Annotated in this window: 11 protein-coding genes; 5 read left to right on the top strand and 6 right to left on the bottom strand. The window is 46.0% G+C overall.

What is annotated here, in order from left to right:
* The first annotated feature begins 233 nt into the window (after positions 1-233).
* On the top strand, positions 234-365 hold the full coding sequence (locus C7475_RS33445; protein WP_255412670.1) for a hypothetical protein: 132 nt from the start codon (positions 234-236) through the stop codon (positions 363-365).
* Positions 366-702: 337 nt separating this feature from the next.
* Here C7475_RS33445 and C7475_RS26690 read toward each other — a convergent pair whose 3' ends face one another.
* Complete coding sequence (locus C7475_RS26690; protein WP_110056688.1) at positions 703-1,521, bottom strand: SDR family oxidoreductase; 819 nt, start codon at positions 1,519-1,521, stop codon at positions 703-705.
* Between the two features lie 143 nt (positions 1,522-1,664).
* Here C7475_RS26690 and C7475_RS26685 point away from each other — a divergent pair, with 143 nt between their 5' ends.
* Positions 1,665-2,246, top strand: a complete 582-nt coding sequence (locus C7475_RS26685) for a TetR/AcrR family transcriptional regulator (protein ID WP_110056482.1) — start codon at positions 1,665-1,667, stop codon at positions 2,244-2,246.
* Positions 2,247-2,321: 75 nt separating this feature from the next.
* On the opposite strand, the gene C7475_RS26680 is transcribed toward C7475_RS26685, so the two are convergent.
* The 4 genes from C7475_RS26680 to C7475_RS26665 form a co-directional block, all read right to left on the bottom strand.
* Positions 2,322-3,155: an SDR family NAD(P)-dependent oxidoreductase gene (locus tag C7475_RS26680; RefSeq protein WP_110056481.1), complete on the bottom strand. Its 834-nt coding sequence runs from the start codon at positions 3,153-3,155 to the stop codon at positions 2,322-2,324.
* An 80-nt stretch (positions 3,156-3,235) separates the two neighbouring features.
* Complete coding sequence (locus tag C7475_RS26675; RefSeq protein ID WP_110056480.1) at positions 3,236-4,141, bottom strand: AraC family transcriptional regulator; 906 nt, start codon at positions 4,139-4,141, stop codon at positions 3,236-3,238.
* A 27-nt stretch (positions 4,142-4,168) separates the two neighbouring features.
* Positions 4,169-6,946, bottom strand: a complete 2,778-nt coding sequence (locus tag C7475_RS26670; RefSeq protein ID WP_110056479.1) for a glycosyl hydrolase — start codon at positions 6,944-6,946, stop codon at positions 4,169-4,171.
* A 286-nt stretch (positions 6,947-7,232) separates the two neighbouring features.
* A complete protein-coding gene (locus C7475_RS26665; protein ID WP_146217659.1) occupies positions 7,233-7,790 on the bottom strand; it encodes a DUF1795 domain-containing protein in 558 nt (185 codons plus the stop codon).
* Between the two features lie 223 nt (positions 7,791-8,013).
* Between C7475_RS26665 and C7475_RS26660 the strand changes: the two genes are divergently transcribed.
* The 3 genes from C7475_RS26660 to C7475_RS26650 all read left to right on the top strand — a co-directional run bounded on the left by C7475_RS26660 (position 8,014) and on the right by C7475_RS26650 (position 10,631).
* Positions 8,014-8,481, top strand: coding sequence for a hypothetical protein (locus C7475_RS26660; protein ID WP_146217658.1), 468 nt, complete (start codon positions 8,014-8,016; stop codon positions 8,479-8,481).
* Between the two features lie 111 nt (positions 8,482-8,592).
* Positions 8,593-9,222, top strand: a complete 630-nt coding sequence (locus C7475_RS26655; protein WP_110056476.1) for a hypothetical protein — start codon at positions 8,593-8,595, stop codon at positions 9,220-9,222.
* A gap of 140 nt (positions 9,223-9,362) precedes the next feature.
* Positions 9,363-10,631, top strand: coding sequence for an NAD(P)/FAD-dependent oxidoreductase (locus tag C7475_RS26650; protein WP_110056475.1), 1,269 nt, complete (start codon positions 9,363-9,365; stop codon positions 10,629-10,631).
* 101 nt (positions 10,632-10,732) lie between these two features.
* Here the strand turns inward: C7475_RS26650 and C7475_RS26645 are convergent, their stop codons facing one another.
* Positions 10,733-13,036 carry a PKD domain-containing protein gene (locus C7475_RS26645; protein ID WP_110056474.1) on the bottom strand — a complete coding sequence of 768 codons (2,304 nt, stop codon included), beginning with the start codon at positions 13,034-13,036 and terminating at the stop codon, positions 10,733-10,735.
* Between the last annotated feature and the right edge of the window lie 13 nt (positions 13,037-13,049).

The following is a 13,049-nucleotide window of genomic DNA, read 5'->3' as shown; positions in this document are numbered from 1 at the left end:
TATGACCACAAATAAAAAGTCCTCCCGGTACAACCGGAAGGACTTCGACGCGTCCGCGTCCCAGATATTTTTTATGGAGCAACCCGGTTAGGCGATACCAACCGAAGGTTTCCATGAATATTCTGTAGATTGCATGAATACCTCCTTTTCTTTAGTGAGTTATGAAATTACGGATTTTATCCGAAAAAGCTATTCACGCTTGTCAATTTTAGTTCATAATTTTCGTGTTATTTATGATACTCATTGAAACCTATATTCCACAAAACCTGACCCATCTGGTGAAAGCCTGCTGGTACCTGGAAGTGCCTGCAAATCTGCAGCAACCTTACCGGTGCCTGATCCACCTTCCGGTATCACACCTTTGAGTGATATCCTTCCTGTTTCAGATTTTATGGATTGTATTACCGATCAGCCACAAATCACCTTCCGTCATTTTGAAAGACTGCTCACCGGAATGATCAGCCGGCTGTCGGACCATTCCAACAGTTACGATTATGTACATGCTGCCGTGAAGGAAATAATGTTGCATAAGGGCAATATTTCTGTAGATCAGTTGCTGCATCTGACAAAACGAGAGATGAAAAACTATCATCGTGCGACAATCGACCCCGTTAGGGGTCGCAGTGTTTGTAGCCCGGGGTGACACCCCCGGGATGACGTTCGTAACCCCGGCATAAGTTGGTTTTTCCAAAAGGATCTCCGCTATTTATACAATCCCGCAATAGTTTCCAGGTAATTTTCTATCGGCATAGAATTACGCATAGCCATCAGCTGATTACCTTGTGCACCAATCACTGTCCTGAACTTTTGACTCTTACCTGTAGCAAGATCATAGATCACGTCCACGATCGTTTGCGGATCGTCCAACAAAGAACGGTCTATGTTTCCCATCATCGATTTCACCTTATTGGTAATGTCATCATAGTCACGGATAGTAGGATGCTCATTCCATTGAACGCGGCTCTGGAAATTGTTGCCTGATGATCCGCCCTGTTCTACAAGACGCAGTTCAATGTTTAAAGGTTTCAGCTCATAATAAAGCCCTTCTGTCAGCCCTTCCAGTGCAAATTTGGACATGTTGTACAATGAGCCGACAGGCACCGCCGTAGTTACGCCCATGAAAGAACTGATATTGACGAACATCCCGCCATTGTTAGCACGGAAATGGGGCAGGAACTCACGGATCACATTAATGGGGCCGCGTACGTTCGTTTCATACTGCCAGTCTATTACCCATTCTTCTGCAAGCTCCAGCGGACCGTAACTCCCTACCCCCGCATTGTTCACTACTACGTCTATCTTTCCAAAAGCAGCTATCGCATGGCTCACAGCCGCCTTCACCTGGTCAACCTCTGTAACGTCCAGTTTGAAAATGCGTATATTTTCATATTGTGTCAATTCTTTCTCCTTCTCCGGCGTACGCATTGTTGCAGCAACATTCCATCCCTGCTCAGCAAAATATTTAGCGGTCAGTTTTCCCAGACCATCGCTTGTACCTGTTATAAATACTGTCTTTTTCATGTGTTTTTTATTAATAAGTTTATGATAACGGAACTTTTGTTCCACAAATATATGCATAACGGAACAAAAGTTCCTAATTAAAAATAATAATTCCGGAATATTAATTCCGTTTTGTATCTTTGTTATATAATCGCATTATCACAATGGCACGGACAAAAAGATTTGACGAAGAAGAAGTACTGAACAATGCCATGCTGTTTTTCTGGCATAAAGGGTACAATGGCACTTCTCCACAGGAAATATTAGATGAGCTGGGACTAAGCCGCTCCAGCCTGTACGATACCTATGGCGATAAAAGAAGCCTTTTTATCAGCACGCTGAAACGCTACAGGGATACAGTTACGGGAGATGTCATCCGCCTGCTTGAAACAGCAGATAACATTCCGGAAGCTATTAAATCGCTATTTCAGCAGTCCAGGAATAGCTGCTTCTCCGGAGAAGAAAAGAACGGCTGTTTCATGGTCAATTCAAAAGTGGAACTTGCCCTGCACGATGAAGAAGTAGCCGCTATCGTAAAAGAAAACAGGGAAGCATTGGAAAATGCTTTCACCAACGCAATCAAAAGGGGACAGGAAAAAGGTCAGCTGTCAAAAGACAATCAGCCCCGCGCGCTTGCAAGATTTATCATGAATAATCTATGGGGCCTGACCGTTCATTCAAAATCCGGCGCTGACAAAAAAGTATTTGACGATATTATCAGGATGACATTATCCGTTATAAAATAAGTTGCAAAACAAAGAGGGTATACCGTAAGATATACCCTCTCTGCTTTGTAGCAAATCCCCGCTTAATTGTTATACTCAGAAATCTGTAGACTTAGTCAGTTCCTCCTGCTCCTTAAAAGCATTCTTCAACAACTCCAGCTTCGCCAATCCCCTGTTGTAAGCATCAGATCCCAATAACAAATATACCGGTGGCTTCTGCTCATTTACAATCGCGATCAACGCATTGGCCGCCTTCTCCGGACTACCGGTCTGCTTACCACTTGTCGCTACCAGCTTTTCATGCGAGTTCCGCACAGCCGTATACGCAGGAATAGGCTCTTTTGTAAGTGTCAGCGACTCTTCTGTGAGGAAACTCGTCCTGAATGCACCCGGCGCTACTACCGTAACCTTGATGCCAAATTCCTTTACGTCCTCTGCAAGCACTTCCGACAATCCAATCACCGCATGTTTAGCTGCGCCATATACAGACCATCCTGTTCCCGGAGCAATACCCGCAATAGAAGATATATTGATGATATGCCCGGAACGTTGTGCTCTAAGATGTGGCATCGCGTTACGTATCACATTCAAAGTCCCAAATACGTTCACATCAAAGCTCTCTCTCGTCTCTTCGTCATTCAGTTCTTCAATACTACCGCCAATACCATATCCTGCATTATTAACTACTACGTCGACCCTGTCAAATGTCGCAATTGTCTTATCTATTGCCGCCCACACACTTGCATCATCGGTCAGGTCCGTTTGCAAGGGAAGAAATTGTTCAGATTGAATACCTACTGCCCTGATCAGGTCCGCCTCTTTCCGGGATGTAGCCGCAACCAGCTGGCCCGTTGCCAGCAATTGCTTCACCAGGCTAAGCCCCAACCCCTTCGATGCACCTGTTACAAACCATACTTTTTTATCGCTCATCGTTTATCAATTTAGTGACACAAAGCTACTACAGAGAGTATCACTAATTGTTATAGCATTCAAAGTAATGATTACAAAATTCAAACAGTCCTAAAAGAAGAGGGCGTCAGCTTCGTCTGTTTCTTGAAAAAGTTATTGAAATGCGCCGGTTCATCAAAGCCCAGGCAATAACCGATCTCCGAAATGTTCCAGTCCGTATGTTTCAACAGGGCCCTGGCCTCCCCCACCAAACGTTCAGAGATGTGCTCTGTGGTGGTTTTTCCGGTGGTATCTTTGATTGCGCGGTTCAGATGGTTTACGTGCATAGACAGCTGGTCGGCAAAATCTTTGGCAGACCTTAACATGAACCGCTGTGAAGGGGACTCGATCGGGAATTGCCTCTCCAGCAGCTCCGTAAATACAGACGTGATCCTCGATTTGGCGTCCGGATGTTTATATAATGTATCCATCGGCTCCATCTTCAGGGCATAATGGATGATCTCAGTTACATAGTTCATGATCAGATCATATTTATACTTATAATCTGATCCTATCTCTTCCAGCATCTTCTCAAAGATCTGGCTTACATGGGCGTCCTGCTCAGCATTTAACACATAGGAAGGCTTTCCTCCTGGTGCAAACATGGGAAGCTCATTGATATTCCTCCGCATCCGCTCCGTAAAGAACGCCTCTTTAAAAATGCAGAAGTAACCGGTCCGCTCCTCCGATAATGCCTCATAAGTATAAGGTACCTGCGGGTTGAAGAACGACAACGCAGTACCTTCTATTTCAATGCTTTTATCAGCATAATGGTACAGATTACGGCCCCGTACCAGGTTGATCTTATAAAAATCCCGGCGGCTATACCTGAATGGCGCCGGACCATGCGCTCCCGCAATCACTTCCTCCAGCTTGAACACGTTGAAATGCCCGAGGTCCTGCTGAAGGTTTTCAGGTAACCAGTTGAACTTCGACTTGTAAAATTCCTCCAGTGTTTGTGTTTCCATGCTGCTAAGTTACGAAATTCAAACAATTTAAGGATATCGGGTGATCGTAACCGGTCCGGCCAGCCCGGAAGGCTGCACCATCCATCCCGCCGCGTCAAAAGGAGTGTAGTTAATATTCACAAAATTGATCTCATGGTACCGCCTCCACGACACCTTATGCTGGTCCATATATCGTATCCGGTTCGCCATCAGGTTAGCCACCTCTATCCTGATCTCATTATCACCTCCCTTTAAATATTGCCCTATCCTCGCCCTGAAAGGAATAGACCACAGCATGCCTGCATCCTGCCCGTTTACCCATACACGCGCACTCTCATGCACCTTCCCGAGGTCCAGTACGTATTCCCCCGCATCTTTCTTCGCTAATGTAAAAGTTGTCGTATATGTCCCCGATCCGCTGTAAGCATTAGCCGCAGTATCTTCAAGCGATGTCCAGGGCCGTAGTTGCTCCAGCTGCCTGGATGCGGGTATAAAAGGCCCTCCATTATTAAAAGTCAGCTGCCATGCGCCCGATAATCTTACAGGCGCTTCCGGGCCATCCAGGTATTTCCAGTCAGCCGTCGCCTGCACGCCTTTCCCTGTATGAACGATCATCGCCTCTCCCGGCAGCAACTGCAATTTTATATAAGCCCTTCCGGCAGAGTCCCTGCTTAATGCCTTACCCGTTCTGCCCGTCTGAGGGTCCAGCATTATGGCCCTGCCTTCTGCTTTATTAAGCGGTACATAACCCTCTATTTTCTCTGGTGTATGATTGACCAGGTAATACCACGTTGTTTGCTGTTCCTTCCTACGGATGAATTTCAGTCCTTTATCCGTCAGCTCTTCCCTGCTTACCCCCAACTGCAATAGTGCTTTCTCAATACCATCTGCCAGGACCAGTCGTCCTTTTCCAAGTTGTACCACCTGCAAACCATTCTCGCCCGCACTGAACCGCAGAGATGCAAGCAATGTTTTCAAAGCCTTCCTGCGTTGATCCAGCGCACGCAATCCCGGCACGTCTTCCGGCAATGCCTCCAGCACTATCGTCGATCCCTCTTCCGCCAACCGGAGGATCTGTTGTAATGTAGTAACAGGCATCAATTTCGTTTTCGGTATGACAATCACTTTATAGCCGGATAAGCTTATACCACCTGCCGCCTTCTCCCTGCTCACACCCGCCCTTGCCAGCTGCGCGTCTGAAATAAAATCCAGGGAATATCCAGCCTTCAGTAATTCCTTTACGTGTTTGTAAAACGCCGTGGGATGTAACCACTCGTCTATTCCGTGTACGTTCAGCGACATATCACGCCCCTTCGTCCTGTTCCAGGTATCATATACAGGCCAATACACAAGCAGCTCATTGTCGGGTGTACCCGACTGCAAAACTGACTGTACCCGCGTAATATATTCGTTCAATCCCGGCAGATGCGGCCAGAAGCTATTTGTAGGCACAAAATTCACCGATGCATAAAACAACCATCCCGGCCAGGGCACTTCGGGCGGAGAGAACGTATTACCGTGATAGAATACATGGTTTACACCGGCCAGGAACGCCTGCTCCACCTCCGGCTTACACTGCGACAACGAAGTTTTGAAATGCTCCGTCAACCAGGTGAACGTCTCACAGGAAATTAAAGGATGCCCCTCCACATGCCCCGCTGAAGACGCAAATTTCAGCATCACAGGATCAGGATCAACGTTTCGTATATCCGCACTGTCCCTCCGCAATCCCGGAATAGGAAAATAAGTAGAACCATAGGTCTCACATTCAGGAATATCCACCGCCCCATAAAGGTCCAGCAGATTTCCCGGCGATCCGTGCGCCTGGTTCTTCGACAGGCTCCTATATCCGTGCGACCAGCGTGTCCAGGGCCGTGTGAAGTTCTCTAGCAATAGTTCTGACATCGTTTCCCTGTAATCTGATTTTACCCTGGCCACCAGATCGGTGCTATCATCACTGGATAGCTCCCGCAGATACGTAGACAGGTCATATCCTCTTCGTTTTTTAAATGCCGTAAGGAACCCCGGCGTCCAGTCAGCATTATACACCTCATAACTATCATTGTAAAATGATCTTACCCCTGGCGCTTTATCCTTAAAGGCAGTATCAAAACGATGCAGGTATACCGGCAAAGCCTCCGCCGATAAATGGTCCAGCGTATATCCCTCCCCTCCGGGTGCAGCACGTTTCACTTGTTGCAGGGTCCTGCCGTCAAACAGTGCATATAGTTCCCATTGGCCACCAGGCGGTGACCAGTGCAAAGTCCCATCTTTATCTACCATTTCTATCAACGATGTTGCCACCCCTCCGTGATAGGCCATTAAGGCCTCCAAAACAGCCCCCTCCTGTTTGGCGTCGTTTATTCGTATTTGTTGTATAAATGGAGTTCCTGCGGTAAGTTGATACCGCTGTATAATAAAACGGGAGGCCGCATAGGCCTTCGTCACCTGCGGACCGCCAAACGGCCAGCCCGTGCCGGTGGTCAGGTCTACTCCCATCTGCCGTTTCCCGGCCCTTGCAACGGTATAACGCAGCAGCTCCATCCAGCGTGGAGAAAGAAAAGGGACGTACTGCGATTCATATCCCATAGCGCCGTAAATAGGAGCAATTTCCACTCCTCCAAATCCCGCCTGCCCTAATATGTTAAGTGAAGATGCCAGGTTCTGCTCATTTACCGCGCTGCCGATCCACCACCAGCGGGTCCAGGGCTTCGTTTCCTTTTTTACAGCAGGCCAGGGTCCCTGCTGTGCATGAGCAAATAAAACAAACAATAAACACAGGCCCGTTAACAGCAGCCTGCCAGGTTTTTGGATCACAGTTTTCATAACGGCATTTATTACGCTATTTAACACCTGCCAAATCACTGATATCGTCAGAACACGTATTAGCCAGGTGACGCGCTTTTACTCTAATATAATCCATCTGTTCCGGATAAAATAGTGGAATATGTAAATGGAATTATTCCGCAAACCCGGCGTATGAAACTATTCTGTCATGCAGACACTTTTTATCTACCTATTTACTCCACTACCCGCTCCGGGATAATGATCCCCTGAAAACAGTATGGCCGGACTAACTGCCCGGCCATACTGTTTTTATAACAAAAGAAAGTTATTCGGTAACGCTGAAGGTGGATGCCGCCCTTTCAAATACGCCTAAATACTCGTCACCAACGCCGGGTACCGTAACACCCGTAATATTATATACAATACCTTTCTGTGGTACAGCATATACGATCGCCACCAGCTCTTTACCTCCCTGTGCTTTAGCACTATACTTCATCCATTTCGCATGAATGCCGTTAATAGCTTTGTCACCTTTATCCAACAGTTTAAAATCCAGCATATACTGTTGCATTGTCTTAAGATTCTTGTCAACGTATTCAGCAAAAGAATTACTACCCATATTCTCGGTCACCACATTTAAGCTGGGCCTGAACCCGTCTTTCAGCTCCGGTGCATAAAACATCAACGCTTTAATACCGTTAAATGTCGTATCCGACTTCTTCCAGCCCGGAGGTGTTTCAATAGTGAATTTGTCCGCACCGGAATTCATGTTTGGCGCAGCCTGTTCCAGCAATTCTTTTGCTGTTTTTGGGGAATTATTGCCACTCTTACAAGCCGAAAACAATACCACACCGGCAACGATCAATAATGAAAAGTACTTCATAAATTCGTGTTTATTAATCCATAAAGATAAGGTCAATTTATTTAAAATGAACATATCAGCCACAACTGCACAAGCCGTCTATACTATTCTACTTCACATATTCTTGTTCGTTTTCTATATTTAATACGTGATTTTCATATTAATTATATTATTTTCAGCCTAATCTTATTGTCACTGCCTTTGCCAGATTATGTGATACGAATATTCAAACAGATAGCAAATTATGGTCAGATACTACGCAATATTCAGGGATGGAAGTCATAGCCCATTACACGATCTTGAATCAATTTCCATTTTACCGGAGTACTCTTATATCCTCATGACGACAGACACCTTTAAGCCTAACGGTTATGTCGAATCTACCATCTACCAGTTTGTAAATGCGAAAGGCGAACAGGAACTCCTCAGGATAGCTAACTGGGAATTACTCTATATCAGTCCCTGGACCTTCAATTCCGACGGCCTCCGCTATTGCCTCTACAATCACCTCACCAAAACAGCACATGAATTCCACGGCGAAGAAACCGGCCTTACCTTCTTTAAAAATGACCTCTTTCCTAAACTGCGCGAATTATCCATCATTCCCGATTATCACCAGTACCTACTTAGTGAAAAGGTCGACCTCCTCGAAGAAGAACTCACAGAACTGAGAAGACGCCTTTACGAAGTGGAAAAAGTACTGAAAAGGTAACTTACTCCCTGATTTTCTTACCCCTCGCCTGACCTTTACAGATAATTATTTTTCATAATCTATTTGTAATAGAATAACTTTGCACCCATTATTTCAAACCCACAAATACTTATGAAAGCATTTAAATCAGCATTACTGTTAGCCGCTTGTGCATCTACCCTTGTTTCCTGTTCAAATAATGATGATGTAAACAACGATGTTAAAAATCCACTCGAAGGAAGTTACACGTTCGTCGGCATGAAAGCCAACACGTATGCAGAGGTTGAACAACGTTACAGCGATGATACCGACGTTTACAAAACTATTACTACCAGCGACTACGATGCAAAAGACCTTGCAGGTACAGTAGTAATTGACGCAGCCAGATTCAATTCCAGTAAATTCAAGTACACCATCAACACCAATGTGATCGGTACCATTTACACAAACGGAGAAGAATCCGGTTATTCTAATCAGCCCTGGAACTATCCGGTGCCTGAATCCAGCGGATCTTCCACCTACAAACTGGTCGGTACAGATTCTATCAGCTTCACCGGCGGTTTCGTGATCAGTCCTGTGTTTGGCGAAGATCCCGCTCCTTCACCAGCATACGGTGCAAAATACAAATGGGAAGGCGATACACTGGTGATCGCTTCTGACTTCCGCCAGCTGGACACAACCACGTTGACCGATCAGGGACAAAGCATGACCATGTATTCCGATAAACGTTCTACACAAATAATGAGGCTGAAGAAAAACTAAGCCCTTTACTATTTTAAAAAAACGGCTTGTGTTCTACCCGGAACATAAGCCGTTTTTTTATTGCAGATCTTCCCGTTATTTATTCTCCTGCTTAAACACAACAAAAAGCCATAACTTGCTATAACAGAACCAATAGGCATATGATCAAACCAACAGAAGAAATCATTATTATTGGCGCAGGTGCAGCAGGGCTCATCGCTGCCAGGGAATTATCAAAACAGTATAAAGTGACCGTACTGGAAGCCGCTGCTACTACCGGCGGACGCATAAAGACCATCTACCACAACGGGGCCAAAGCAGCGGAAAAAGGCGCGGAATTCGTACATGGCGAGCTTCCGATAACATTGGGACTACTCAACGAAGCCGGACTTAAGTACCACCTCGTGAACGGTCAAATGTTCCGTGTCAGTAACGGGAAATGGACCGCAGAATACGAAATGATCACTAACTGGGATCAGCTCCTGGAACAAATGGAAAATGTCCCCGAAGATATGACCATGCAACAGTTCCTCGATCAGCATTACCCGCAGGAACAATATGCGCAACTGAGAAAAAATATCCAGGGTTTTGTACAGGGCTTTGATCTTGCCGACATCACCAAAGTAGGCATAAAATATCTCCTGAACGAATGGGCAAACGAAAGTGAGAAAAACTTCAGGATAGAAGAAGGTTACACCGCTATGACCGACTTCCTGACAACAATATGCCGCAAACAGCAATGTGAGATCATCACTAATACTACTGTTACTGCTGTGGAATGGTCTGCCGGCAAAGTGAATGTCCGGGCGGCAAACGGTCAGTCATGGTCTGCCAATAAACTGGTCGTTACCATTCCCCTGGGCGTACTGCAAAAAAAAACGATAGCATTCACTCCCGCTATCCCCGCTTACATCAGTGCAGCCAATGACATCGGCTGGGGCACGGTGATCAAAACTATACTGCAGTTTAAAACACCTTTCTGGGAAAAGCACGCACAACAGATAGCATTTATTCTCAGTGATGCGCCGATACCTACCTGGTGGACGCAGGTGCCCGAAAAGGCCTATATCCTCACCGGCTGGCTGGGAGGTCCTCCCGCTGTTCCTTATATCGGTCAAACGGATGAACAGTTACAGGAACTGGCCCTCATCTCTCTGGCTAACATCTTCAACGAAACAGTAGATACGCTGAAAGATCTGCTCGTTGACTGCCACATCTCCAACTGGGCAACCCTTCCGCACGTAACAGGTGCATACAGCTATGGTACGCCTGCGTCAGTAAATGCCCTCACAGTGTTACATACACCTATCGAAAACACCATCTACTTCGCAGGTGAAGCCCTGTATAACGGCACAAGCCCCGGTACAGTAGAAGCTGCGTTAAGCACAGGTGAAGCGGTGGCCGCTAAAATAAAAGAAACGCTATCATAAACAACAACTACATAAACGAAGCAGCCGTCCGCGCAATGCGGACGGCTGCTTCGTTTATACCAGCTACCTGCTGCCAGGCATCTGGTCTTATCACTTCATTATTATTGCAGGATCAGAGACAGTGTTTTCTTCTTGCCATTTACCATAAGCTCCACAAGGTAGAAACCACCAGGTAAATTAGACAGGTCCAGCGGCTGCAGTTGCTGTGTAGTGGTACGGGTGTAAACAACACGGCCTTCCAGGTTGTAAACATTGATGGTCACAGGCTTCAGCAATGGTTTCTCAAACTGCAGGTATACTTCGCCTGCCGAAGGATTAGGATAAGCTTTTACCTTATTGCCGTTCAGCACTACATCGTCTATCGCCGTGATCACAACTGACACTGGCGCCGACTTGCTGGAACAACCACTACCATTCAATGATTCAACCCTGTACGATCCGTTTGCCCTTGCACGATAGTTCGCGGAAGCTGCCCCTTCAACCGGAGCCTCATTAAAGTACCACTGCCAGTTGTATTTACCCGAAGTGAACAGGCTATCGCCACGCTGTGTAATAACCGGCTGTGGCGGCTGATTTGTTATGCTGAACTGTTCTGACCAGCCAGTAGTATCAGCCGGAGAGCTACTAACTACTCTCAGCGCATAACTGGTAGCACAGCCAAGTGTATCACTCAGTCGCACGCTCATGGATACATCGCCGGAAGTGCCGGGCATCGAACGGAGATTGATCACTTCATCAGGTTGCAGACCGGTAGTACGTGCTCCCGGATCTTTCAGTGTCAGCTGTACCGTGAATACATTACCAGTGTTAAAGTCCTGTGCAAAGGAAGCCTTTACGGTCAGGGTATCATTACCCGTAATAGGATTATCCGGGATGACAACCTCAGTAACATCTTCTACATTTACATAAATGGAATCTGTCCTGGTGATGGATGGACAATGCGTCTTACCCGTTACGTAGTATAAACCTGGTAAAGACACTTCTATACCATAGCCTTTTTCACCTGTCGACCAGGTATATTCATAGGTATTTGCATTAAGGTCTGTCAGATAAATTACACTTCCTTTACGGATCGTTGTATCTCCATTCGCGGAAAGTCTGATCGCAGGATATTCCGGTATATAAATATTTTTAGTAGTAGAGTCAACAGTCCCATTGCTGTTTTCTACGATCAGTTTCGCATTGTAGTAACCTCCATTTTCATACTGATGGAAAGGCTTTAGCGTAGTGCTATCTACAATTCCATCTCCGAAATACCAGGTCCTTTTCACGATCGGATAATCATAGGCAGCACTGTTATCGGTGAAGACAGCAAGTCCGCACAGGTCTTGCTCTACAGAGAAAGCAGCCGTCAGCACAGGTTGTTTAAAACTTACCCTGATATTTTCAGTACGCTCGTCTCCGTTTTTCGTCATGGTAAGCTGGTAATATCCTTCATCTATGATGTATAACACGCTGTCGGTCGACAATATAAACCCATCGGATCTCTTCCATACACAGATAGCATCAGGAGAACCTGCACGAAGCTTCAATGTGTCCCCCATCTCAACGGTGGTATCACGGCTATTCCAGCCGCTCGCTTTTGTATATGACTCACGGATGTTGAAATTCAGATAAGCAGCCGTATCGCAATATTCATTTGCTCCGGGTAACATAACAGCCGCTACTGACGCCTGATAATTCCCCGGCTTTACATTATATCCGTGACTTTCTGCACCAGGAATAAGATCTGCAACGATGCCGTCACCATAATCGATTCGCAATCCGCTCATCACTCTGTCATCGAACGGTACCTGGTATTTGAACTTAACCTGCGCAATATCTCCCGACCAATGCAGCTCACCATCCAACGATAGACTGATTCCTGCAGAGGCATCAACAACATCCACAGTATCAACAAAAGATTGTCCGCAACCCGTCAAACGTACCATGTACAGGCCTGGCTCGCTTACATTGATAGCAGGACGCGTAGCCCCCGTATTCCAGCTAAAGCTGATCAGAGAACCGAATCGATCTTCCATACCGGTATTCAGCTGTACGGACTGTCCGCAGTAAAGCTTCGCGGTGGGCAAAGTTGAATACGGCAGACTGTAAATATCTCCTGCATTATCTGCCACATAAGCGGTGTCAAACTCCCATGCATCATTATAAACAATCAGCTTGGCATTATATTTCCCGGGTTTGCTGAATGCGTGTTCCGGATTGGGTTCGCTGGAAACTGTGCCATCGCCGAACTCCCAATAGTAATAATTAATGTTACCGGTACTTGTGCTGGTAAATTTAACGGTGACGGGAGCGCATCCATAAGAGGTGTCCACTGTATAAGAAGCACTTAAATTCTTTTGAGCCAATACGTTAATATACGAACATGCAATAACGGTGAAAAGCAGTAAAAATCTTTTCATAGGTATATTTTAG

It is taken from the genome of Chitinophaga sp. S165 (assembly GCF_003182155.1).
Classification (GTDB): domain Bacteria; phylum Bacteroidota; class Bacteroidia; order Chitinophagales; family Chitinophagaceae; genus Chitinophaga.
This window is presented reverse-complemented; position numbering and strand designations above follow the sequence as displayed.